General features: G+C 47.1%; 23 protein-coding genes and 3 tRNA genes. All 26 read left to right on the top strand.

Annotation, left to right across the window (positions count from 1 at the left end):
• Positions 1-84 precede the first annotated feature (84 nt).
• On the top strand, positions 85-2,847 hold the full coding sequence (gene ppdK, locus HMPREF1647_RS00775; protein WP_035431207.1) for a pyruvate, phosphate dikinase: 2,763 nt from the start codon (positions 85-87) through the stop codon (positions 2,845-2,847).
• A 114-nt stretch (positions 2,848-2,961) separates the two neighbouring features.
• Positions 2,962-4,020 (top strand): deoxyguanosinetriphosphate triphosphohydrolase, encoded by a 1,059-nt coding sequence (locus tag HMPREF1647_RS00770; protein WP_035431206.1) that lies wholly within the window; start codon positions 2,962-2,964, stop codon positions 4,018-4,020.
• 113 nt (positions 4,021-4,133) lie between these two features.
• Entirely contained in the window at positions 4,134-4,475 is a 342-nt protein-coding gene (rplS, locus tag HMPREF1647_RS00765; protein WP_035427471.1) for a 50S ribosomal protein L19, read from the top strand.
• A gap of 74 nt (positions 4,476-4,549) precedes the next feature.
• A complete protein-coding gene (locus HMPREF1647_RS00760; RefSeq protein ID WP_156095530.1) occupies positions 4,550-5,323 on the top strand; it encodes a ribonuclease HII in 774 nt (257 codons plus the stop codon).
• A 212-nt stretch (positions 5,324-5,535) separates the two neighbouring features.
• Positions 5,536-6,054: a YraN family protein gene (locus HMPREF1647_RS00755; RefSeq protein WP_035431201.1), complete on the top strand. Its 519-nt coding sequence runs from the start codon at positions 5,536-5,538 to the stop codon at positions 6,052-6,054.
• A complete protein-coding gene (locus tag HMPREF1647_RS00750) occupies positions 6,051-7,547 on the top strand; it encodes a YifB family Mg chelatase-like AAA ATPase (RefSeq protein WP_035431199.1) in 1,497 nt (498 codons plus the stop codon). The genes HMPREF1647_RS00755 and HMPREF1647_RS00750 overlap by 4 nt, the downstream gene beginning before the upstream one ends.
• A gap of 2 nt (positions 7,548-7,549) precedes the next feature.
• Positions 7,550-8,425, top strand: coding sequence for a DNA-processing protein DprA (locus HMPREF1647_RS00745; RefSeq protein ID WP_035431196.1), 876 nt, complete (start codon positions 7,550-7,552; stop codon positions 8,423-8,425).
• Between the two features lie 17 nt (positions 8,426-8,442).
• Positions 8,443-9,777 carry a methylenetetrahydrofolate--tRNA-(uracil(54)-C(5))-methyltransferase (FADH(2)-oxidizing) TrmFO gene (gene trmFO / locus HMPREF1647_RS00740; protein WP_035431193.1) on the top strand — a complete coding sequence of 445 codons (1,335 nt, stop codon included), beginning with the start codon at positions 8,443-8,445 and terminating at the stop codon, positions 9,775-9,777.
• Between the two features lies 1 nt (position 9,778).
• Positions 9,779-10,696, top strand: a complete 918-nt coding sequence (xerA, locus tag HMPREF1647_RS00735) for a site-specific tyrosine recombinase/integron integrase (protein WP_035431301.1) — start codon at positions 9,779-9,781, stop codon at positions 10,694-10,696.
• Positions 10,697-10,967: 271 nt separating this feature from the next.
• Positions 10,968-11,708: a 30S ribosomal protein S2 gene (rpsB, locus tag HMPREF1647_RS00730; protein ID WP_035427711.1), complete on the top strand. Its 741-nt coding sequence runs from the start codon at positions 10,968-10,970 to the stop codon at positions 11,706-11,708.
• A gap of 55 nt (positions 11,709-11,763) precedes the next feature.
• Positions 11,764-12,636, top strand: a complete 873-nt coding sequence (gene tsf, locus HMPREF1647_RS00725; protein ID WP_035431190.1) for a translation elongation factor Ts — start codon at positions 11,764-11,766, stop codon at positions 12,634-12,636.
• Positions 12,637-12,767: 131 nt separating this feature from the next.
• Positions 12,768-13,490 carry a UMP kinase gene (gene pyrH / locus HMPREF1647_RS00720; RefSeq protein WP_035431299.1) on the top strand — a complete coding sequence of 241 codons (723 nt, stop codon included), beginning with the start codon at positions 12,768-12,770 and terminating at the stop codon, positions 13,488-13,490.
• Positions 13,490-14,035 carry a ribosome recycling factor gene (gene frr / locus HMPREF1647_RS00715; protein ID WP_035427490.1) on the top strand — a complete coding sequence of 182 codons (546 nt, stop codon included), beginning with the start codon at positions 13,490-13,492 and terminating at the stop codon, positions 14,033-14,035. The genes pyrH and frr overlap by 1 nt, the downstream gene beginning before the upstream one ends.
• On the top strand, positions 14,036-14,815 hold the full coding sequence (locus tag HMPREF1647_RS00710; protein ID WP_035431187.1) for an isoprenyl transferase: 780 nt from the start codon (positions 14,036-14,038) through the stop codon (positions 14,813-14,815).
• On the top strand, positions 14,815-15,843 hold the full coding sequence (locus HMPREF1647_RS00705; RefSeq protein ID WP_262363761.1) for a phosphatidate cytidylyltransferase: 1,029 nt from the start codon (positions 14,815-14,817) through the stop codon (positions 15,841-15,843). The genes HMPREF1647_RS00710 and HMPREF1647_RS00705 overlap by 1 nt, the downstream gene beginning before the upstream one ends.
• 3 nt (positions 15,844-15,846) lie before the next feature.
• A complete protein-coding gene (dxr, locus tag HMPREF1647_RS00700; RefSeq protein ID WP_052039071.1) occupies positions 15,847-17,034 on the top strand; it encodes a 1-deoxy-D-xylulose-5-phosphate reductoisomerase in 1,188 nt (395 codons plus the stop codon).
• 7 nt (positions 17,035-17,041) lie between these two features.
• Positions 17,042-18,406 carry a M50 family metallopeptidase gene (locus HMPREF1647_RS00695; RefSeq protein ID WP_035431185.1) on the top strand — a complete coding sequence of 455 codons (1,365 nt, stop codon included), beginning with the start codon at positions 17,042-17,044 and terminating at the stop codon, positions 18,404-18,406.
• A gap of 8 nt (positions 18,407-18,414) precedes the next feature.
• Positions 18,415-19,488: a flavodoxin-dependent (E)-4-hydroxy-3-methylbut-2-enyl-diphosphate synthase gene (gene ispG / locus HMPREF1647_RS00690; RefSeq protein WP_035427499.1), complete on the top strand. Its 1,074-nt coding sequence runs from the start codon at positions 18,415-18,417 to the stop codon at positions 19,486-19,488.
• A gap of 52 nt (positions 19,489-19,540) precedes the next feature.
• Positions 19,541-21,244, top strand: coding sequence for a proline--tRNA ligase (locus HMPREF1647_RS00685; protein WP_035431292.1), 1,704 nt, complete (start codon positions 19,541-19,543; stop codon positions 21,242-21,244).
• Between the two features lie 74 nt (positions 21,245-21,318).
• Positions 21,319-21,394: transfer RNA gene (locus tag HMPREF1647_RS00680), tRNA-Ala, on the top strand.
• A gap of 40 nt (positions 21,395-21,434) precedes the next feature.
• A tRNA-Ile gene (locus HMPREF1647_RS00675) sits at positions 21,435-21,510 on the top strand.
• Between the two features lie 140 nt (positions 21,511-21,650).
• Complete coding sequence (locus HMPREF1647_RS00670) at positions 21,651-22,028, top strand: hypothetical protein (protein WP_035431182.1); 378 nt, start codon at positions 21,651-21,653, stop codon at positions 22,026-22,028.
• Positions 22,029-22,110: 82 nt separating this feature from the next.
• Positions 22,111-22,518 (top strand): hypothetical protein, encoded by a 408-nt coding sequence (locus HMPREF1647_RS00665; protein WP_035431180.1) that lies wholly within the window; start codon positions 22,111-22,113, stop codon positions 22,516-22,518.
• A gap of 31 nt (positions 22,519-22,549) precedes the next feature.
• A tRNA-Val gene (locus HMPREF1647_RS00660) sits at positions 22,550-22,624 on the top strand.
• Positions 22,625-22,756: 132 nt separating this feature from the next.
• Positions 22,757-23,149, top strand: a complete 393-nt coding sequence (locus HMPREF1647_RS00655; RefSeq protein ID WP_035431178.1) for a VOC family protein — start codon at positions 22,757-22,759, stop codon at positions 23,147-23,149.
• Positions 23,150-23,390: 241 nt separating this feature from the next.
• The coding region (locus HMPREF1647_RS07030; protein ID WP_035431175.1) for a SpaA isopeptide-forming pilin-related protein at positions 23,391-24,638 on the top strand (1,248 nt) is incomplete at its 3' end.

Genomic DNA, 24,638 nt, shown 5'->3' with positions numbered 1-24,638 from the left:
ACCAACTGTGTTTGGTTTGATGTCTTTACGTTCAATCGTGTTGGTGCACGCTTTGCGTGTGACAGTTTGAGAGTTTGGAGTGTTATGTCCGAGAAGCACGTTTACAGCTTCGGAAAGGACCACGCCGGTAACGATGTTACTGAGGTCGCTGGCGCATCCGTAGAAGAGGCAAAGTGGATTGTTGGTGGCAAGGGAGCAAACCTTGCAGAGATGTCTAAGATTGGTCTGCCTGTACCTCCAGGATTCTCAATTACTTGCCAAACTTGCGTTGCTTATTCCAACAACGGCAACGTCTGGCCTGAGGGCGTCACTGATGAGATTGACGCAGCTATGGCTACCCTTGAGGAGCGCATGGGCAAGAAGCTCGGCGATGCAGAAGATCCACTGCTTGTCTCCGTCCGTTCTGGTGCACCATTCTCCATGCCTGGCATGATGGACACTGTTCTTAACCTTGGTCTTAACGATGAGTCCGTTCAGGGCCTCATTAAGCAGACTGGTAACGAGCGCTTTGCTTGGGACTCTTACCGTCGTTTTGTTCAGATGTTCTCTGGCGTTGTTATGGGCGTCTCTGGACAGCTCTTTGAGGATGCAATTGCTGCTAAGAAGGCCGAGAAGGGCGTTAAGCTTGATACAGAGCTGGACGCAAATGACCTTCGTGACCTTGTAACTTGGTTCAAGGGAATCTTTGCTGCAAACGTTGACGTTAAGGAGCACCCAGAGGTCTCCAAGAACGGCTACGCTGTCTTCCCATCTGATCCTTACCTCCAGCTCCGCCTTGCTGAGCAGGCAGTCTTTGGTTCTTGGATGAACGACCGCGCAATCCTTTACCGCAAGCAGAACAAGATTCCTGATGAGCTTGGTACTGCAGTTAACGTTCAGGTCATGGTCTTTGGTAACAAGGGTGAGACTTCTGCAACTGGTGTTGCATTTACTCGTAACCCTGCAGACGGTACCAACGAGCGCTACGGTGACTTCCTGATTAACGCTCAGGGCGAGGACGTTGTTGCTGGTATTCGTAACACTGAGCCTATTGCAGACCTTGTTAAGGTTCCTGCACTCAAGGAGGCAGGCGAGGAGCTCTTCCACGTCTTCGAGATTCTTGAGGACCACTACGCAGACATGATGGACATCGAGTTCACCATTGAGAATGGTAAGCTCTGGATGCTTCAGACTCGTGTTGGTAAGCGTACTGCTCTCTCTGCACTCAAGGTTGCAATTCAGATGTACGAAGAGGGTCGTATTACCAAGGAGCAGGCTGTTTCTCGTGTTGCTCCTGAGCAGCTCGATCAGCTTCTGCACCCACAGTTTGATCCTAACGCTGAGTATGAGACCATTGCAAAGGGTCTTAACGCTTCTCCTGGTGCAGCTGTTGGTGCTGCAGTCTTCTCTTCTGCAGACGCTGAGGCTTTTGCAGAGGCAGGCAAGCCTTGTATTCTTGTCCGTTGGGAGACCACTCCAGATGACCTTCACGGCATGGTTGCTGCAGAGGGCATCCTAACTTCCCACGGCGGCAAGACAAGCCACGCAGCTGTTATTGCTCGTGGTATGGGCGCTCCTTGCGTCTGCGGTGTTGATACACTTCGCATTGACGCTGCTAACAAGCGCTTCACCGTTGCTGATTCCGGCCTTGTTGTTAACGAGGGCGATGTTATCTCCATCGACGGTACCACTGGTGACGTCATCCTTGGTGCTGTTGAGCTTGTTCAGCCAGAGCTCTCTGGTGACCTCCAGACCATCCTTGCATGGGCAGATGAGGTCCGCCTTGACGAGTCCCGTGGTCGCGTCATTGGCGTACGTGCAAACGCTGATAACCCAGCAGATGCTCAGACTTCCGTTGATAACGGTGCAGAGGCAATTGGTCTTGACCGTACTGAGCACATGTTCCTTGGTGAGCGTAAGCACCTCATTCAGGACTTCATTCTTGCAGACTCTGAAGACGTTAAGCAGCTTGCTATCGAGCAGCTTGGTCGTGCTCAGAAGGGTGACTTCCTTGGTATGTTCAAGGTAATGGACGGCAAAGACGTTGTTGTCCGTCTTCTTGACCCACCACTGCATGAGTTCCTTGATTCCCCACGTGAGCTTGCTGTCGAGATTGCTCGCGATGAGGAGCAGGGTAAGGACACCGCTGCAAAGCGTGCTCTTCTCGCTAAGTTTGATGCCTTCCAGGAGGCAAACCCAATGCTCGGCCTTCGTGGCTGCCGCCTTGGTCTTGTCTACCCAGAGCTCAACGTTATGCAGGTCCGCGCTATCGCAAGCGCAGCTGCAGAGCTTAAGCGCGTTGGTCTTGACCCTCGTCCAGAGATCATGGTTCCTCTGGTTGGCTTCGAAGAGGAGCTCATCCAGGTCCGTGAAGAGGTTGAGCAGACCATCAAGCAGGTTGCTGACGAGTACGGTGTTGAGCTCAACATCCCAGTTGGTACCATGATCGAGCTTCCACGTGCAGCTATCATGTCTGAGGAGATTGCTAAGCACGCAGACTTCTTCTCCTTCGGTACTAACGACCTCACCCAGACTTGCCTTGGCTTCTCTCGTGACGACGTTGAGTCTGCATTCATGCCTCTCTATCTTGAGCGCAAGATTGTTAAGACCAACCCATTCGCAACCCTTGATAAGGGTGTCGCAGAGCTTGTCCGTATGGGCGTTGAGGGTGGCCGTAAGGGTAATCCTAACCTCACCATTGGTGTCTGCGGTGAGACTGGTGGCGATCCAGAGTCCATCCACATGTACTACAACCTTGGTCTTGACTATGTCTCCTGCTCACCATACCGTGTACCAATTGCACGTCTTGCTGCAGCACAGGCTAAGATTCAGGCTAACGGTGGTCCACAGAAGATTGCTACTAAGTAGGTTTTCTTCTAGACACACTGCAACAAACTCTAGAGGGCGGCTTCGGTCGCCCTCTTTTGCTAGATAGTAATATCCTGCTATTATGAGGAAAAGATGCAGGTACAAGGAGGTTCTATGTTATCCATTAGACGAGAAGATCTTGAAGCTCGCGAGCATCAAATCTTATCTCCTGAAGCGGCTTTTTCTGATCAAAGTAAAGGTCGTGCGATTGCAGAGGAACCTGACCAGTACCGTACCTGTTATCAGTGTGATAGAGACCGTATTTTGCATAGCAAGAGCTTCAGAAGACTTGCTCACAAGACACAGGTTTTTCTCGCCCCAGAAGGGGACCACTATAGAACCCGTCTTATTCATACACTTGAGGTTTCGCAGATTGCGCGCTCAATTGCGCGTCCTCTGGGCTTAAACGAAGACCTTACTGAGGCAATTGCACTTGGACATGATTTAGGTCATACGCCGTTTGGCCATATTGGCGAGAAGGCGCTTTCGCACGCCATTAGCCTGTATAGGGGAATGGACCCCGACGCTCCAGGAAATGAGTATATTTTTGCCCATAATCAGCAGAGCGCTCGCATTGTTGAGTATCTGGAGAAAGACGGACAAGGTCTTAATCTTTCTCATGAGGTTATTGATGGTATTAGATGCCATTCAGGTAATCTACGCGCAGAAACAGCAGAAGGAAGAATTGTTGCCATTTCGGACCGCATTGCGTATGTAACGCACGATATTGATGACGCAAAACGAGCAGGGCTTCTTTCGGAGGAGTATCTCCCAACTGAAGCTCGTGAGGTTTTAGGAAATAGCTCACCTGAGCGCATTGAAAACATGGTTCACGATATTGTCTCTGAGAGCTCTCGCGTAGGCGATATTAAAATGACCGACTCTATGTGGGGCGCCATGATGACCATGAGAGCATTCCTGTTTGCTAATCTGTACGCATCAGGAGACGCAAAATATGAAGAGCCCAAGGCATATGACCTTATCATTGAGCTGTTTGATTACTTTGTTAACCATTTAGATGAGGTTCCTGCAGAATACAAGTGTCATGACTTTGATCATCCAGAGATTCAAGTAGCGGATTACGTGTCTGGTATGACCGATAGATATGCAACCAGAGTGTTTGAAGACCTTCGCTTGCCTCGTTCCTGGGGTAAAAGAAGATATGTAAAGTAAGTTTTATCCAAACTAACCCTTGTACAGTGGAAAGTATTCACGTATACTTTCCGTCTGTGTGTTAACTATGTGTCGTTCGCAAGGGCGTCGGCACCTCTAGAGATGAGGAAACAATGGACTACATTCGCGCTATTGAGCGTCAGCAGATCCGCGAGGACATTCCTGAGGTCCGCGTTGGTGACAACGTAAAGGTTCACTATCGTATTGTCGAGGGTGACCGTACTCGTGAGCAGGTCTTCCAGGGTGACATCATTCGTCTTTCCGGCGAGGGTTCTCGTGAGACTTTTACCGTTCGTAAGATCAGTTTCGGCATTGGTGTTGAGCGTACTTTCCCACTTCACTCACCAAAGATTGCTAAACTTGAGGTTCTTCGCCACGGTGTTGTTCACCGCGCTAAGCTCTACTTCCTGCGCGATCGTGTTGGTAAGGCTGCTCGTCTTCGCGAGAAGCGCTAATCAACTTCATATGCTCTTTAAAGCCGCCTCCGGGCGGCTTTTTTAGTACCATAGTCATGTGGTTTGGAGAAAACATGGCTGATTCTGCTAAAGACATAATTGCTCGTTTAAGCGACGCTCCAGAGTCTGAGGTATACGAACTCATAGCTCGTTATAGCGAAGATCCTCGTAAACAAGTTATCAAAGCGTTGGAATCAGCTAAAAAGCGTATTGAAAAAGAACACGTCGAGAAGGCCCGTGTAGAAGAAATGTATCGCTTTCAGAAGGAGCTTTCTGGAGGCGGACTGGTTGTTGGCGTTGATGAGGTTGGTAGAGGCTCTGTAGCTGGTCCTTTAACAGTTTGTGCGGTATGTCTGCCTGATGAGCCTATTATTTACGGACTTAATGACTCAAAAAAATTGACCGCAACAAAGCGAGAGATTCTTGCAGAGCAAATTCAAGAAATTGCGACAGCAATTGGTATTGCTCATATTGCGCCTCAAAGGATTGATGAAGTTGGTATGGCACAGTGTCTAAGAGACGCTATGCTACAAGCTGTCAAAAACACAGGTATTGAGCCTGACTGTGTCTTGATTGATGGAAATCCTATGCACATCCATCCTAAAGAGAAGACTCTTGTTAAGGGTGACGCACGTATTGCATCTATTGCCGCTGCCTCAATTGTGGCAAAAGTAACACGAGATGCTTTAATGGTGGCCTATGACGAGGAGTACCCCGGCTATCACCTGGCAGAATGTAAAGGATATGCCTCCGCTGAACACATTGAAGCTATTGGTGAGATGGGACTTTCTCCCATACATCGTGCGTCGTTTTGTGGAAACTTTGTTAAGACGCAAAGACTGTTTTAATGCGCCCAATTTAAGTAATCAGATTAACTTTCAGACGCAAACAGAGACCCGTTCATTCCAAGAGGATTGAACGGGCTTTTTCTATAGCCGCAAGCCCGTAATATCAAATTTTTTACTTTCGTCAGAATCATTACGCTGTTTAGACAGACAGCAGTCAAGTTAGTGTCAAAGTGCTCCTGCAAACTGAACTCTCCCACAATGAAAGGAGAGTTATGAGCAAGAAAGAAACAAGTAAGCATGTAGGCGCAACATCTAACGAGGTAGAGGAGAAGCCTGTTCCACAGGAAGAGCCAAAGGCTCTGGATAAGAGTCCTCAGGAGGATGACGAACAAGAGGGAAGAATTCCGCTAGAAGAGATGTCTTCTCGTCAAATTGGCGAGAAAGGCGAGGAGATTGCTGCAAAATACGTCATCAAAAGAGGCTACAAAATTATCCAAACTAACTGGACGTGTCAGATTGGTGAGGTTGATATTGTTGCTCAAGATGGCGATAACGTTGTGCTTGTTGAGGTAAAGACAAGACGTATTTTGAACAAAGACGATAGCATCATGCCTGAGCTGGCTGTAAATAGGGCAAAGCAGGAAAAATACAGAACGCTTGCGCTTATGTATGCAGCGCTTCATCCAGCACTTACCTCTATTAGATTTGATGTTGTTGCTATTAATCTGGTGGCTCCAAGCACAGCAAGCCTAAGGCATTTAATTGGAGCATTTAGCTGGGACGAGCAATGAGTCAAGCAACCATCTGCGTTCATACCGCAACTCTTAGAGGAATTGAGGCAATACCTGTAGATGTGGAAGTGGGTATTTCAGGCGGCATACCTGGAATAACCATCGTAGGTATGCCCGACGGATCCATTATGGAATCTCGTTCTCGTGTGCGCTGCTCACTAAAAGCTGTTGGTTTTACCATCCCTCGATTGCTGGTAACAATCAATTTGACGCCTGCGGATATAAAAAAGACAGGTACTGGATTTGATTTGCCTATAGCCGTTGCTATTCTTGCAGCTACTGGACAGATTCCTCAAGAGATTGTGCATAACAGGCTGTTTGTTGGAGAACTCTCATTAAACGGCAAGATCTCTTCAGTGAGAGGTATGGCAGCGTATGCAATGCTTGCTAAGAAACTGGGAATGAAACTAATCTCCTCTTCAGATTGCAATTTGTTTGGTTCTGACTGGAGTCACGTCATAGGAATTCAATCATTGCTCAACTTGAGTTTAAGAGATCAATCATTTTGTAAGCCATTGGTTCAGCGTAAGCATGCTGTTGAAACAGTAATGCTCAGCGAGAATTTAGACTTTGAAGAGGTGATTGACCAGGAATTAGTCAAGCGAGCTATCGTAATCGCAGCCACAGGAAACCTGGGGATGCTCATGATTGGCCCGCCAGGTGCAGGTAAAACTATGCTTGCTAAAAGAATTCCAACTATCCTCCCAGAACTCTCTAAAGAAGAGCGCGACGAGGTTTTGCTCATACATTCTGTAGCGGGGTGTGAAACAGATTCTATTCAAGCAGGTGTACGGCCCTTTAGGTCTCCTCATCATTCAGCTTCTGTAGCAGGCATGATTGGAGGTGGCAGACCTGTCATCCCAGGAGAAATTTCTCTTGCCCATAAAGGTGTGCTCTTTTTAGATGAGCTGCCCGAGTTTGCTTCTAATACGCTGCAGGTTTTACGTCAGCCAATCGAAGATGGATATGTACGTCTTGCGCGAGTGGATGGTATCTATAAGTTTCCTTCTCAGTTTCAGCTCATTGCTGCAGCTAATCCCTGTCCCTGCGGATACTTTGGAGATAAAACTCACACCTGCAAGTGCTCTCCAGGAAAGATTTCTACGTATCAATCAAAAATTGGAGGTCCTTTAATGGATCGAATAGACATTGTGTGTGATGTGGCCCGACCTTCTTCTGATCGAGTAATTCAAGGTGAGTTAGGACTCACTTCAGCAGGTATGCGCTCACTTGTTGTCTCTGGTAGAGACTTTGCCTCTTGGCGAGAAACCCGTGGAGTGGATGGCACTTCTCGCCAAAAGTACATGGAGAGTTTTGATGAATCAGCTTTGCAACTATTGCATAGATTTGCTCGAGGACTTCATTTAGGAGGTAGAGCAATAACGCGTACTTGCAGAGTTGCGCGGACAATCGCAGATATTGCTCACCATGAAAAGGTGACAAAAGACGACGTATCTGAGGCTGTAGCTTATAGGTCTCGTTCTTTGGAGTAGTAATGGAGAAATGGGAGATTTCATCAGAAGATGAGGATTATCCAAAAGAGCTGCTATTGCTCAATCATCCTCCCGAAGTGATATACGGAATGGGAGATAGAAGTGTTTTGCAAGCACCTTGTATGTCGGTAATTGGAGCTCGTAGAGCCACTCCATACGGAATGGCAATTGCAGAAATGGCTGGTAGATGTGCTGCTGATAACAATATTGTGGTGGTATCTGGCGGAGCTCTTGGCTGCGACTATAGGGCGGGTATGGCTTCTCTTAATGCTGGTGGAAAGACTGTTGTAGTGGCAGGCTGTGGTGCAGACGTGACCTACCCAACTACCTCTGCAGAGCTTTTTGATGCAGCGCGAGAAGGAAGGGGAGCAGTTATTTCTCTAGACAGGTGGGGAACACCTCCTAGACGTTATGCCTTTCCTAGAAGAAATGCGGTTATTGCAGCATTAGGTAAAGTGCTCTTGGTAACGGAAGCAGGGCTTTGCTCAGGCACCATGAGTACTGCTGAGTTTGCTAACGCTCTTGGTAAAACTATTTATGCAATACCCGGGTCTATCTTTTCTCCTGCTTCTGCTGGTACGAATAGACTCATCTCTGAAGGTGCTCAAATTATTCCTGATGAGACATCATTGGGTATTGCAATCTCTTTAGATTTTGATTGTCTAGTTCAGGAACAATTGAAGCAAGATAAGAAGTTGACACCACTTTTATCTTCACTTATTGCTTCTCCTTCAAGACCAGAAGAACTTGCATGGAGGCTATCAGAAAACGTACTTACCGTGTTAAATTCTCTTACTGATTATGAAGCTCGTGGAATGGTAAAAAGATTACCGGATGGAAGGTATACTCCTTCTAAAGAGTTTTATTTGGATTCGTAGTGTGTGATAGGTGAACAATGACACAAAAAGTTACTGTAGTTGGCGCTGGTTTAGCTGGAAGCGAATGTGCTTTACAGCTTGCTTCACGTGGTGTTTCTGTAGAGCTCATTGAGCAGCGCCCTGTTGTTTCTTCTCCAGCACACCACACAGATATGTTTGCTGAGCTGGTCTGCTCCAACTCTCTGAAGTCAACTAAGGAAGATTCTGCAGCTGGAATTTTAAAGTCTGAGCTTAAAAAGATGGGCAGTTTTCTGCTCCGTATAGCAGAAGAAAACTCTGTTCCTGCAGGCGGCGCGCTTGCGGTCAATAGAGAAGAGTTTTCAAAGGCTGTTACTGAGCAGATCATAAATCATCCAAACATCTCGGTAACTCATGCAGAGGTCACGGAGTTATCTGATGAGCCAACAGTTATTGCTGCAGGACCACTGTGCTCAGATAGCTTGTACGAAGCAATTTCTAAGCGTGTTGGAACTAACAGAATGTCGTTTTTTGATGCAGCAGCGCCTATTGTGTCTTATGAATCAATTGACCATTCAATTGCCTTCTCTCAATCTCGTTATGAGGACTTGGGAATTGGCGATTACCTCAATTGCCCCATGAATAAAGAGGAATACGACACATTTGTTGATGAGTTACTTGCAGCTAAACGTGTTATTGGCCACGATTTTGAGCAGTCTGATTTGTTCCAAGCTTGTCAGCCTATTGAGGAAGTAGCAAGAACAGGACATGATTCCATTAGATTTGGCGCTTTAAAGCCAGTAGGACTTATTGACCCCAGAACGGGTAAACGCCCCTGGGCAGCAGTTCAGCTTCGTGCAGAAAATGCAGCTAAGACAGCATTTAATCTGGTTGGTTTTCAGACAAATCTTACCTGGGGAGAGCAAAAACGCGTATTTACCCTCATCCCAGGGTTGGAAAACGCTGAGTTTGTTCGCTACGGCGTCATGCACAGAAACTCTTTTGTTGACTCTCCTCATGCACTTGATGGCTCGTTTGGAATTCCGGGTACTTTTACTATTCTTGCAGGTCAAATAACGGGTACAGAAGGCTATGTTGAGGCTATAGCATCTGGATTGCTTGCTGCGCTTAACTTGTACGCTCGTTTGTTGAACAAAGAGGAAGTCAGGCTTCCTTCGACCACTTCGTTTGGCTCTCTTGTAGGTTATGCGACAAACCCAAACACCAAAGATTATCAGCCCATGCATGTTAACTTTGGAATTTTTGAGCCACTGGACGAGCATATCAAAAGAAAAGACGAACGTCGTCAAAAGATGGCAGAGCGTGCTCATAAAGACTTTGATGACTACATCTCTTCTCGTCAGGATCTTTTTGATTGCATGAAGTGTGATTAACGTGGCTATTTCAAAAGAGCAGGGTAGTCATGTTGAACAATTTATTGAGTATCTAAGTAAGGTCAGGAATCTTTCCGAGAATACCCTAAGGTCATATCAGACTGATCTTTTGGCATTTGAGCAGTGGTGTAGTAGGGAAGGTATTGCCGTAACTCGGGTTGATCACAGAAGCCTTCGTCTCTATTTGGCCTATCTCAAACAGGCTCAATATTCAGCAAAAACACTAAATAGGCATTTATCTGCGTTGCGTGGTTTTTACAAATGGATGCAGCGAGAAAAACTGATTGCCACAGACCCAGCTCTTTCACTGAGCAATCCTCGAGCGCCACGAAATCTTCCACACACTATGACTGATTCCGATGTAAATAGGCTTTTAGAATCATGTGATGTTTCAACCGCGGTAGGGCTTAGAGATAGAGCATTTCTTGAGTTTTTGTATGCAACAGGAGCTCGTATTTCTGAGGTAGCGTCTCTCAAGCTTGAACAGGTTGATTTGCAAAATGGAACAGTGCGTCTCTTTGGTAAAGGCTCTAAAGAGCGAATTGTTCCGCTCTATGAGTCAGCTATCGGGTGGCTTAAAAAGTACCTAAGTTCTTCTCGACCTACGCTTTTGTTGAAAGATAAAGCGGGCCGTGCACATTCGGCTCTTTTTATTTCCGTAAGAGGAAATACTATGAGCGCGGATTCTTTGCGCAAGGTTTTTTCGTCGTATCTAACGGCTGCAGGACTAGATAGCTCACTCTCTCCACACGCTATGAGACATACATACGCCACAGAACTTCTTGGTGGTGGAGCAGATCTTCGTGTTGTACAGGAGCTTTTAGGTCATGAATCACTTTCAACTACACAGGTGTATACGCATTTGTCAGTTGACAGGCTCAAAGAAGCAGCAAAAGCAGCTCATCCAAGATCAAAATAAGCTGAGCGTTGTTGCGAAATATCTTGCGCAAAGAAGTTTATTGCATTTACGCAGTATTTGTAGAGGTTATGGTCTAAATTCTTTATAGACGCAACCCTTGTTTTCCTGCTATACTTTCAAAAGTTGTGTAGAAGCACAACATGCTGTTACCAAACAGCACAAAATCGCACGTACGACTACTTGTTTGCCGTGGTGCCTAACGCTAAGCCAGGTGTTGGGTGGTTTTAACAAGGCTTGAACTCGTACGGAGGAACAACCAATGGAGGTAAAAATGGCTGCAAAGATTACTATTCAGACTCTTCTGGATGCTGGTTGCCACTATGGTCACCAGACTCGTCGTTGGAACCCTAAGATGAAGCCATACATCTTTGGTGAGCGCAACGGCATTTACATTCTTGACCTTAAGCAGACCATGCTTGGCGCAGACGCTGCTTACACTTTCCTGAAGAATGTTGCATCTAAGGGTGGCCGCGTTCTCTTCGTCGGTACCAAGAAGCAGGCTCAGGAGCCAATCGCTACTGAGGCAGCTCGTGCAAACATGCCTTACATCAACCAGCGTTGGCTTGGCGGTATGCTCACCAACTTTGTCACCATGCGTTCCCGCATCAAGCGCCTTGAGGAGCTTGAGGCAATGGTAGAGGATGGCCGCATGGCAACTCTTCCTAAGAAGGAGCAGGCTCTTAAGAACAAGGAGCTTCTGAAGCTTCAGCTTAATCTCGGTGGCGTCCGTGATATGACTTCTCTTCCACAGGCTCTCTTTGTTGTTGATTCCAAGCGTGAAGAGAACGCAATCCGTGAGGCAAACCGTCTTCACATTCCAGTTGTCTCCCTGCTTGACACCAACTCTGATCCAGATGTTGTTGATTACGGCATTCCTGCAAATGACGATGCTATTCGTTCCATTTCTCTTATGTGCCAGCTTGCTGCAGACGCAATTCTTGCAGGTAGCGGCAAGGAGCAGATTTCTGCTGAAGAGATGGGCGCTGAGTCCGAGACCCCAGCTGCTGAGTAACTCTTAGCAACGGGTTAAATAATTTAGTTATTCAGTAGATTTTTGGGAGGAAAACATGGCAGAGATTACCGCAGCACTTGTTAAGCAGCTTCGTGATATGACCAGCTCTCCTATGATGGAGTGCAAGAAGGCACTCGTCGAGGCTGAGGGCGATATTGAGAAGGCAGTAGATATTCTTCGTACTATGGGCGTTGCTAAGGCAGTTAAGCGTGCTGGTCGTGACACCAACGAGGGTACCATTGCTACCTTCATCAGCCCAGACGGCAAGACTGGTGCAATCCTCGAGCTCTCCTGCGAGACTGACTTTGTTGGTACTAACCCACAGTTCACCGGCTTTGCTGGCGAGCTTGCTTCAGTTGTCGTTGAGAGCAACCCAGCTGACGTTGAGGAGCTCAAGGCTGCTAAGCTTGGCGACGAGACCGTCGACGAGGCAATCACCGATAAGATTCACAACATCGGTGAGAACATGCGTGTTCTTCGTTTCCAGCGTGTTGAGGCTGCAAACGGTGCACTTGCTAGCTACATCCACCTTGGTGGCAAGCTTGCTGACATTGTTACCTTTGAGTTCAACAAGCCAGAGACCGCTGAGTCTCAGGACTTCAAGAACTTTGCACACGACGTTGCAATGCAGGTAGCTGCAGCTGCTCCAGTTGCTGCTCGCCGTGAGGATGTTCCACAGGACATCGTTGATCACGAGCTCTCCATTTACAAGGCACAGGCTGCTGAGTCCGGCAAGCCTGAGGCTATTCAGGAGAAGATGGCTTATGGTCGTCTCGAGAAGTACTACAAGGAGTATGTCCTTACTGAGCAGGCATTTGTTAAGGACCCAGATATGACCATTTCTGAGTACGCAAAGCTGCTCTCCAAGAAGGTTGACGACGAGGTTAAGATTGTCAGCTTCGTGCGTTTTGCTTTTGGTGAAGAGTAAGACTTTTTACTTCAATTATTTTGAGCCGGTTGTCTTCAACCGGCTCTTTTTTTAACGCGATTCCTGCAAAACTTACGGCGTCGTTTGTTAAAATTATTACAACTATGGCAAACGGAGAGAGCGAGGAAGCTTTGTCTTCAGCTAAATACAAGAGAGTACTTTTAAAGCTTTCTGGTGAAGCATTGATGGGTGAGCAATCCTTTGGTATTGACCCTTCAATTCCAGAAATGCTTGCTAAAGAAATTAAGCCTGTTTGGGAGTCTGGCGTTCAGGTTGCCATTGTTGTTGGCGGCGGAAACATCTTTAGAGGCGTTTCTCAGGCAGCAGCTGGCATGGATCGTGCCCAGGGCGACAATATGGGCATGCTTGCAACAGTAATCAACGCTCTCTCACTCCAAGATTGTTTTGAGCGCAATGGCATGGATTGCCGTGTTATGAGTGCAATTTCCATGGCTCAGGTTGCAGAGCCTTATATTCGCCGTCGTGCCATTAGGCACCTTGAGAAAGGCCGTATTGTCATCTTTGCTGCAGGTACCGGTAACCCTTACTTCACTACTGATACTGCTGCAGCTCTTCGCGCTTGCGAGATTGGCGCAGAGTCTCTGATGAAGGCAACAAAGGTAGATGGTATTTACGACTGCGATCCAGTTACTCATGCAGATGCCGTTAAGTATGACACGGTCACCTACAAAGATGTTCTCGCTAAAGAACTTAAGGTTATGGACGCTGCAGCAATTGCACTGTGCAAAGACAATAAGATGCCAATTCTTGTATTTGACATGCAGTCTGAAGGCGTTTTCATGAAGGCAATTTCCGGAGAAGAAGTCGGTACTACTGTCGTTGAGGAGGACTAATGAGCGTTCATTCTGATAAAGCTAAGCAGTCTATGGAGAAGTGCATCGAGGCACTTAAGAATAACTTTGGTCGTGTTCGTACTGGTCGCGCAAATCCACATGCGCTTGATCACATCAAGGTAGACTACTATGGCCAGCCAACCCCAATTTCTCAGCTTGCAGCTATCAAGGTTCCTGAGGCATCTATGCTGCTTGTAGAGCCATGGGATAAGACTGCTCTAAAGAGCATCGAGAAGGCCATTGAGACTTCTGACCTTGGTATTACTCCATCTAATGATGGCTCTGCTATCAGGCTTCCTTTCCCAATGCCAACCGAGGAGCGCCGTCGTGAGCTTGCTAAAGAGTGCTCTCAGATTGCTGAGGAGGCTCGCGTAGCTGTTCGTAACGTTCGTCGTGACGTTAACGGCAAGATTGAGCGCGATGAGGAGCTCTCTGAGGACGATCAGAAGCGCGAGAAGAACGGTATTCAGAAGCTGACCGATACCTATATTGCACAGATTGAGTCTCTTCTTAAGACCAAGACTTCAGAAATCATGGAGATTTAAGTGCAGTTTGATACAGACAAACTCGTCCAGTATTTCTCTGACGCACCAGAAGATATCAGTCTCTCTGATATCAATTTAGAAAGTATTCCGTGTCACGTTTCCATCATTATGGATGGAAACGGCAGATGGGCTACAGCTCGCGGACTTGACAGAACTGAAGGTCATAAGGCCGGTGTTCTTTCTTTGCGCGAGGCTGTTACTACAAGCGTGCGTCTTGGATTGGACGTTCTGTCGGTTTATGCGTTCTCTACAGAAAACTGGAAACGCCCTCAGCGTGAAGTTGACTTGCTTATGCGTCTGTTTGCAGAGACGCTACTCAAAGAGCTTCCGCTGTTTCATCAAGAGAACGTAAAGTTGCGTTTCTTTGGTGACCTTGAGGCTTTGCCAGAGAAGACTCGCAAGACCTTCCAGCGCGGACTTGATGAGACCGCACAAAACACTGGTATGACGTTTGCACTTGCGGTTAATTATGGCTCCCGCGCGGAGCTGACCAGGGCAGCTGTTCTTCTCGCCAACCAAATTGCTGAGGGTAGTGTGTCTGCTGATTCGGTGACTCCAGCAGACCTCGAGAAGAACCTCTATACAGCAGGACTTTCTGATCCAGACCTTTTGATTCGCACGTCAGGAGAGCTGAGGCTTTCTAACTATTTGCTATGGCAGCTGGCTTACTCGGAGCTGTATGTTACGCAAACTTACTGGCCTGACTTCTCTAAGTGGGATTTTTTGCGCGCCATTAAGGACTATCAGAGTCGCGAGAGGCGATTCGGAGGAGTGAAATAGTGGTGGACAATACGCGCGATTCCAAAAAGCCTACTTCCAGGATTGATACTGACTCTCAGTTAAATCCTGAAGAAACAGGTAGTGTTGGAATTGATAGACAGATTGAAAAGCTGGAGATTCGTCGCTCACTTAAAGAGCTGCAGAGATCCGCTGGTAACCTTATGGGCCAGCGTGTTCGTGGCGTCACCGAAAAGCTTTTGACCAGAACTCTGTCTGGCGTAGTTTATGCAGCTATTGTGCTTGCAGCTCTGTTTGTGGGCAAAGAAGCCACCATTGTTTTGATTGCTGGTATGGGATGGCTGTGCTGCTCTGAGTTCTTCCACATTTGTCGCATGGGCGGACGTATGCCAAACGAGCCTCTTGGCCTTGTTTTCTCGCTTATTTTCCCCATAATTGCGTATTTTGGTCACGTTTTTCCGCTGGCATTCTCCCTGCTTTTGATTATCCTTTGTGGTCTTTGGTATGTCTTTACTCCGCGAGCAAACCTTGCAGACGTGGCTGTTACGGCCTTTGGACCATTGTATACCTCGCTTTCTCTTTCTACAGTGGTGCTACTAAGGTCCACAGAGCCTAGTTTTTCTATTCCTTGGATCACGCTTGCTGTCATGCTCTCTGTGTGGGCTAACGATTCTTTTGCGTATTTGTTTGGATCTAAATTTGGCAAGCATAAACTGGCGCCAAGAATTTCTCCAAATAAAAGCTGGGAAGGCTTCTACGGTGGCCTTTTAGGCTCAATGCTGGTGTGGTTCTTGATTGCCGTGTTTGGTGCCATTGATATGAATCCTCTGTTTGCCCTGCTCTTTGGCATAACTGAGGGTATTTTCTCCGTTGTGGGAGACCTCTTTGAGTCTCGCATTAAGCGAGGAGTAGGTCTTAAAGACTCCGGTTCAATTATGCCTGGCCATGGTGGCCTGCTTGATAGAACCGATTCGATGATTTTTGGAACTATGGCGGCGTTTCTTCTCTTCCAGCTTGCCGTGCTCTTTAGCCAGGTCAAGCTTCCTATTGCGCTGCCGTTTGGAGCATAGGTTTTGAGCATTTTTGAAGATACTGCGCCTCGTGCCGCTAGGCATGAGCCATTACGCGTTGCTGTCCTTGGAGCTTCGGGCTCTGTGGGCATGCAGACGCTTGATGTATGCCGTCATTTCCCGCAAAAGGTGCAGGTAGTTGCCCTTGCGGTGAGGTCGTCGGCTGAGTTTGCCGTGAAGGCAGCAACTGAGTTCAACTGCAAATACGTTGCTTTTGCCGATGCAAGTGTCAAGGGCAACGCTCTTCTCGACAGCTTGCCTCAAGGCTGCAAGGCAAGCTTTGGTCCCGAGGCAGTTCAGGCGCTTGCTGAGCTGGACGAGGTTGACTGCGTGGTCAACGCAGTAGTGGGAGAGGCTGGCATTTACGCCGGTCTAGCTGCTGTAAAGGCTGGCAAGGTGCTGGCATACGCCAACAAGGAGTCCATTGTTGTTGGCGGAGACCTTCTGATGCCTCTGGTCAAGCCTGGCCAGCTCATCCCCGTTGATTCCGAGCACAGTGCCATTTTCCAGTGCCTTATTGGCGAGAACCCCGCTGATATCCAGAGGATTTGGCTGACCTGCTCTGGTGGTCCGTTCTTCGGATATTCTCGCGAGCAGCTCAAACACGTTTCGGCCGACGACGCCTTGGCGCATCCAACCTGGAAGATGGGTGCCAAGATTACCATCGACTGCGCCACGCTCATGAACAAGGGCCTTGAGCTCATTGAGGCTCATCATCTCTTTGATACTCCTATGGACAAGCTTGAGGTGCTGGTACATCGCCAGAGTCGCATTCATTCTATGGTTGAGTTTGTGGACGGCTCTGTTAAGGCTCAGCTTGGAGCCTCTGATATGAGGCTGCCTATCCAGTTTGCATTGAGCTATCCACATCGCTGGCCGGCAATTGCAAAGCCTGTCGAGTGGCAAGAGACTGCTCCTCTCACAGGCGACTATGCTGACGAGAAAACCTTTGGATGCCTAGCTCTTGCTCGTCATGCAGGAACTGTTGGAGGAACGCTTCCTTGCATTATGAATGCAGCTAATGAAGTTGCTAACCATGCATTTAGACGAGGAAGATGTTCATTTCTTGATATTGAGCGCATTGTTGCAGAGACTATGAATGCCTCTGAAGTTCAAAGGGTAGAAGACCTTCAACAATTGACGCTTGTAGACGCAGAAGCACGAGCTTTAGCCCGTTCTTTTGTGGGATAGGAATTTTGTGAATTTGTTAGCTATTCTTTCACCAATTTTTTGGGGACTCTTGGTCCTCTCGCTCCTTGTATTTGTTCACGAGGCTGGCCATTACGGTATGGCTCGCCTGTGTGGCGTTCGTGTTACTGAGTTCTTCTTGGGCATGCCGTTCAAGTACAAGCTTTCTCACAAGAGCAAAAAATATGGTACTGAGGTTGGTGTGACACCACTTCTTTTTGGTGGCTATACGCGTATCTGCGGTATGGAAGGCGAGCTAGATGAGCTGCTTCCACAAGCTCTGATGAGCGTTCAAGAGGCGGGTTCACTTGAGGTTGGTGCTCTTGCAGCAAAACTTAACTGTGAGGATGAGCGCGCCTACAATCTGCTGTACACCCTTGCAGATTGGGGTTCCATTGAGCTTGTCAAAGAGTCAGATGAGCTGGCACATATTACCTTCCAGACTCTTGCACGAGATGCTGAGCTTCGCTGTGAGTATGATCGTGGTCACAACTTTGAGCTTGAAGGCTCTACAGCAGCAGGGGAGCCTCGTGTTCCACAGCTGTCCGCTGATGATTTCTTTGCTCAAGAAAAGGCTCATACCTATGTTGGTGTAAATGTTCCCAAGCGCCTGCTCATGATTTTAGGTGGACCTTTGGTCAATATTGCGCTAGCCTTTGTGCTGGTAGTTGGCTCTTTGATGTTTGTTGGCGTTCCTGCGGCTCAAAACAAGGCTCAGCTTGGATCCGTTGAATCCGGCTCTCTTGCTGCTATTTCAGGCCTTACTGCTGGAGACACTATTCTTACCTTTAACAAGGTAGAGGTACATACCTGGGAAGACCTTACTGCTGTTATCAAGGATGCAATGTCCAATGGAGGCAAGGATATTCCAATCACGTATGAGCGCAATGGCATTCAACTTGAAACTACCATTAAGCCAGTTTTGCGTCCTGACGATAAAATCATCGGCGTGACACCTGTCATGACCACCTATCACTTCTCGTTTATTGACGCATCGGCTGCAGCTGTATCGTATGCCGTGCAGGTTGGTCAGTTTGCGCTCAGACTGCTCATCCCGACGCAGACCATGGAAGTTCTCAATCAGTCGTCTTCTGTTGTAGGAATTTCTGTAATGGCATCAGAAGCTGCTGCAGAGGGTTTCTCGACCCTTATTATGCTGGTAGCAGCTATTTCCATGTCACTTGGATTCATGAATCTTTTACCTATTCCACCTCTTGACGGTGGAAAGATTCTGATTGAGGTAATTCAGGTGATTATGAGAAAGCCTCTGTCTATCAAAGTTCAAAACATTTTGTCTTACATTGGACTGGCGTTTTTCCTGTTTGTCTTTGTTGTTGCACTGAGAAACGATATTCTTCATTTACTTTTTAGGTAGCTGATTTTATGTCTGAGATTGCTCGCACAAAAACTCATCCCGTCATGGTTGGATCTGTCCAGGTTGGCGGCGGCGCTCCCGTTTCCGTTCAGTCTATGTGCACCACTAAAACAGATGATCCAGACGCAACGCTCCTTCAGATCAAGGGGCTTGCCGAGGCAGGGTGCGAGATTATCCGTGTGGCAATTCCAGACGCAAAGGCCCTCGACGGCTTTGAAGAGATTTGCAAATACTCGCCACTTCCTGTTGTTGCCGATATTCACTTTGACTATAAGCTGGCGCTTGAAGCTGCAAAGCGAGGTGCGGCAGCGCTTCGTATTAACCCAGGAAACATTGGTTCTATGGAGCGTGTTGACGCCGTCATTGAGGCAGCTAAAGAGGCACATATTCCAATTAGAATTGGCGTTAACGCAGGCTCTCTTGCTAAAGAATTTGATACAAGACAAGATATGACCCTTGTCGAGAAACTCGTGGCATCGTCAAAGTCTTTTGTAGAGCATTTTTCTTCTCGCGGTTTTGACAACATTGTTTTGTCTGCAAAAGCTCACGATGTTCCTACTACGCTTGCGGTATATCGAGCGCTTTCCAAGGAGCTTCCACAGATTCCTCTGCATGTAGGCGTTACAGAAGCCGGTGCGTTAAGGCAGGGAACGGTAAAGAATTCTGCTGCGGTGGGCATTTTGCTTGAGAGCGGTATTGGCGATACCATGCGTCTCTCTCTAACGGCCGACCCTGTAGAAGAAGTTCACGTAGCATGGGAACTTCTTGCGGCTCTTGGTATGCGTCGCATTAAGCCGGAGCTGGTTAGCTGCCCTACCTGCGGCAGGTGTGGTGTTGACATGATTCCTATTGCAGAGGAAGTTACCAAGCGCCTGGATGGCGTTCGTGCCCCAATTTCTGTGGCAGTCATGGGTTGCGTTGTTAACGGACCTGGTGAGGCCAGGGGCGTTGACCTTGGCGTTGCCTGTGGCAAAGGCCAGGCAGTGTTGTTTGAAAACGGCAATCCTATTAGAAAAGTTCCTGAAGATAAGATTGTTGATGAGTTATTCGCCGAAATCGAGAATCGTTTTGGCAAAAAATAAGTAAACTATACGTATTACTTCATATTGAAAGGAAACTACCTTGAAGCACTGGATGCGCATGTCTTCTTTGTATGCACCAACACTCAAAGAAGATCCAGCTGAGGCTGTACTTGCAAGTCACCGCCTGCTCCTTCGTGCTGGCATGATCAGAAAGACCGCTGCGGGTCTTTACTCTTATCTGCCACTTGCATGGCGCTCTCTTTTAAAGATTGAGGCCATCATTCGCGATGAGATGGACGGTATTGGTGCTCAGGAGATTCTTGTTCCTATTATGACCCCTGCTGAGCTCTGGGAAGAGTCTGGTCGTTGGGATGTCTATGGTGATGAGCTCATGCGTATGCATGACCGTCATGATCGTCAGTTTGCTCTTGGCCCAACTCACGAGGAAACCTTCACAGACCTTATTAGAAATGAGCTCAAGAGTTATAAGCAGCTTCCGGTAACGCTCTATCAAATTCAGGATAAGTTCCGTGACGAGCGTCGTCCACGTTTTGGCCTTATGCGTGGCCGTGAGTTCATTATGAAAGACGGATATTCCTTCTCGGCAAATCAAGAGTCGCTGCAAGAATGCTATGACCAGGAGAAGGTTGCTTACCAGAACGTTTGTGATCGCACGCGTCTTAAGGCTCTGCAGGTAGTTGCAGACTCTGGTCAGATTGGTGGAGACACCTCTGTTGAGTTTATGGCGCTGGCAGAGGCTGGCGAGGCAAGCCTAGTCTATTGCGATTGCGGCTATGCTGCAGATACTGAGGCAGCTGCAGCAAAGATCAACGTAGAAGAGCGTGAGTCTGGCAAGATGTGTGAGATTCACACCCCTGGTATTGGCTCCATTGATGATGTAGCTGAGTTCCTTCACGTTTCACCTGCAGCAACTCGTAAGGCTCTAGCTCTTGTTGACGGAAACGGTAAGCCAGTTGTGTGCTTTGTTCCAGGTACTCATGAGCTCAATGAGGTTAAAGCTGAGCACGTCTTTGGTGACTATCACATGATGACCGATGAAGAGCTTGAAGAGCATGGCCTCATCAAGGGCTTCATTGGACCTGTTGGTCTACCTGAGGGTATCCGCGTTGTTGGAGACCTCTCTCTTGAGGATAGTCAGTGGTGGCTCTGCGGTGCTAACAAGGCAGACTACCACCTTGATCACGTTGAGCTTGGTCGTGACTTTGAGATTAACGAGTGGAAAGACCTTGTCACTTCTCAGGAGGGCGATATTTGCCCTGAGTGTGGACTTCCTCTGCACGCCGCTCGTGGTATTGAGGTTGGCCAGGTCTTCCAGCTTGGCACCAAGTACTCTTCAGCTCTTAACGCTACCTTCACAGACGAAAACGGCGAGGACAAGCCTCTGGTTATGGGCTGCTACGGCATTGGTGTTTCCAGACTGCTTGCTGCTGTTGTTGAGCAATACAATGACGAGAAGGGCATCAAGTGGCCAGTCTCTGTCGCTCCTTATGAGGTTTCTGTTCTTTGCCTCTCTGACAAAGACCCAGAGATTTGGAATGCAGCTGGTGCTGTAGCTGACGCCTGTGTTACAGCTGGTCTTGAGACTGTTGTTGATGATCGTGCAGAGCGTCCAGGCGTTAAGTTTGCAGATGCAGACCTTATCGGCTTCCCATGGCAGGTTATTGTGGGCAAGAAGGGCGTTGCTAACGGAATCGCAGAAGTCAAAGAACGCGCTACCGGTGAGCGCTTTGAGGTTGCTCTTGATGAGGTTGCTTCTTGGTTGGCAGAGAAGATTCTTCCAGAGCGCGAGCTTTAAAATATACAACCAATTAGAAAATTGTCGAGAAAAACAGAGCTTTGGTTTGCTATAGTATTTCCCGCACCACGTTCGGGGAATTAGCTCAGCTGGGAGAGCGCATGACTGGCAGTCATGAGGTCAGGGGTTCGATCCCCCTATTCTCCACCACGCATTCTGGCGGCGGCATCTGTCGCCGCTTTTTTCTTACGGGCTCATGGCGCAACGGTTAGCGCAGGGGACTCATAATCCCTGGGTTGGGGGTTCAAATCCCTCTGGGCCCACCAAATACACATGTGGCGAGAAATCCTTTGGTTTTCTCGCCATTTCTTTTACCGAAACACTCTACCGTTCAATGATTCGATTACTTAATTTATATAAAAGACGGGTACAATAGCCAAAGTGATATTTGATAGATAGGGGATATATGACTCCTGAGACTCGTAAAATGAAGCTCTTCAGTCTGGCGCTTTTGATTGGCGGACTTTTAGGTCTTGTTAATGTTGCGGTTCTTGTAATTGGTGCTGGTCCATCAATTGATTCCGCTCTTCTTTTGCTTGCAAGTATGATCTCGCTTCTAACTGGTGGTTATGCAGCTAGAGAGGCTAATGTACCTAATAGAGCTGCAGCCGCTTATCCCATGATTTTTGGATCATGCGTTGTATTAGCTGCTATTGTTGTGGGACAGTTGGTGCTTAAACCATCTGTTACCTTGCAGTTTATTGAGCTGTTTGCGCTATTGGCAATGGCAAGTGCTGTTGCTCGAGGATCTCATAAAGTTAAAAAGTCTCTTGAGGCCAAGTAAATTATTTAGTTGACGTCGTTTTATTGTTCTATCTCCTCTTGTGTACGTTTTTTCTTTGTGAACTGACTTGTTGGGGGTTTGTATGGATCGTGGAACTAAGTTGATGATGGCGCTTTCCTCTATGCTTGGTGCGCTTGGCGTTGCCGGAATTGTCATCTTTGCCTTCTCAGTTGGCTATGGTCGTTTCTCTTCAAGCATGATTGTGCTTCTGCTATGCAGCTTAATGGCAGTTTATTGCTGCTATATTCTTCAGAAATGCATCAGCTTGGCTAAAGACTTTGAGAAAACCCACGGCATTGTCCGTCTTGTTGCTGGTATTGAGCTCATTCTCTTTACCATTGAATGGGTTTTTGTCTCGCAGCTTTCATCTCAGCCTATGGTAATTACGCCACTGATTCTTCAGCTTATCTTCCTGGGAATTATTCTTGTTCAGATGAATAAAGCTGTGTCTACGTATTCACCTTCAAAAAAGTCAAAAGCTAGAAATTAGCGTCATTGTTTGTTATTATTGCAAGTCGTTCGGGCGATTGGCTCAGGGGTAGAGCACTTCCTTCACACGGAAGGGGTCGCTGGTTCAAATCCAGCATCGCCCACCATAGAAATTTAAAGGCCTAGGTAACTGGGCCTTTTTTGTTAGTACTTAGTTACAGTAATGACTAATATTTTATTACCAAGCACACATCTTAGAGCTTCCCTTATATACTTGAGCCCTAGGAAAGGGGAGATGTATGACAGATTCAACTAACAATTCCAGCGCTCTTAATCCAGTCGAGCAGTTTGATATGTATGTTGCTCACGTTGGTATTAACGCAAGCAATGCGGACGAGGCGGAAAAGATTGCAAACCTGTTTACCGCTCTTATGGGACTTCCAACTATTGAGCAGCCACCCTCATTTTTTGCAGGGACCCTGGTAGAGGTCATGAAACAAAATGGGCGAGGCACAAAGGGTCATATTGGCTTCCACGTTAACAACATCCCAGCTGCCGAGAAATACTTTGCAGGTCGTGGCTTTGAAATCGATGAGTCTTCAAGAAGGCTTAATCCAGATGGCAGTACGTTTTTGGTCTATTTCAAAGACGAGATTGCTGGCTTTGCTATTCATCTCACCATGGATAAATAAGCCAACTTCATTAAATTGATTGACGATTTTTTGGCGAGAAGGTCTTTCATGTAGAAGGGCCCTCTCGCTTTTTGTGTGTGGTTGGATAGGGAATAGCTGTTTATAACTAATTCTAATTGTTGATGATATGAAAATTTAATAAATTGCAATTTAGAATGCAGTTTATATTCATTTTAATGATATTTTCTTTTATCATTTGAATTAGATATTTGTAATCCTTTATGGATTTGGAAGGTTTGAAGTGAAAAAGTTCAAGTGTGTAGCAGCGTCAATTTTGGTAGCGCTATGCTGCGTAATTGTAATTGGAGTTCCAAAGTTTGCGCTTGCAGAAGCAGCAGTTCAAAATCAGCTCACGGTTAATGTTACTGATGACTATTATGGTCAACCTGTTGATGGTGTAACAATTACCGTGACTAATACAGTTACCGGTACCAACGCTGCAACTATGATTACTAACCAAAACGGTAGAGCTCAGACTAGCCTTGCTAACGGAAGTTATAAGGTTGAGCAGACAACGTTTAAAGCTGGATATGTTATTGATCACACAGCTAAAAACGTGACTTTCTCCGCTCCTGCTGGTAGTGATGGCGATCCTCAGACCATTAACTTTGAAAATGTCCATATTATGGGCCAGCTTTATGTTGGTGGCGAAGACATTCCAACCTCTAGTACTATTACTAATATCCAATTTGATATTGAAGATGAATTTGGAAATAGAATTGCCTCAAATGTTCCAGGTGGACAAAGCGTCACTGTTCCGGTAACAGGAAGTTATACGGTTATCCCAAAAAATTATCCTAATGAACTAGCTTATAATTCCGATGCTGTAATGATTGATTCCGTCTTTGCATGCACTCCAGGTAGCATTAATGGTATGGTCCCTCTTCATGCGGTAACATTCCCTTACGATTCAGATACACGTCTCTTTGAGGAAACAACTCGAGTAACAGTTAAATTACCAAATAGGCGCGGAAATATTATCGTGAGAGTAGTCGATCAGTATGGAAGTCCTATTGCCGGCGCAACTTTAAAAGCAAACCCCTCCTATGATAATGCGTCTGGAATCGCAGCGCCTGCATGTCCTCCTTCTATGGGCGGATTTAATACTCCTGATCCAGCTTATTTGCCTGGTACTAGTGATCCTCGTGCTATGACTCAGGATGCACCAAATCCTGGTGTTCCTTATACTCAGACAGGTGAGTTAAGCAGAGATGACCATAACAATTATCTGCTTACAACTGGTCCTGATGGCACCGTAATTATTCCTGATTATCTAATAAATGCTAACGCAATTATTACTCAGCTAACCACCCTTGATGGCTATACCATTGATGATCCTAATCCACAGGTTGGTGAGATTACTGGCTCTAACGAAACAACTACGGTTACGTTTGTAAATCGTAGGCCAGAGCCACCTGCTCCAGAGCCACAGCCAGAACCTCAGCCAGAACCTCAGCCAGAACCTCAGCCAGAACCTCAGCCAGAACCT

Origin of the sequence: Lancefieldella parvula DNF00906 (assembly GCF_000758945.1) — a bacterium.
Lineage (GTDB): Bacteria > Actinomycetota > Coriobacteriia > Coriobacteriales > Atopobiaceae > Lancefieldella > Lancefieldella parvula_C.
The sequence above is the reverse complement of the archived record's forward strand: the minus strand, read 5'-3'. Positions and strand labels throughout refer to the sequence as shown.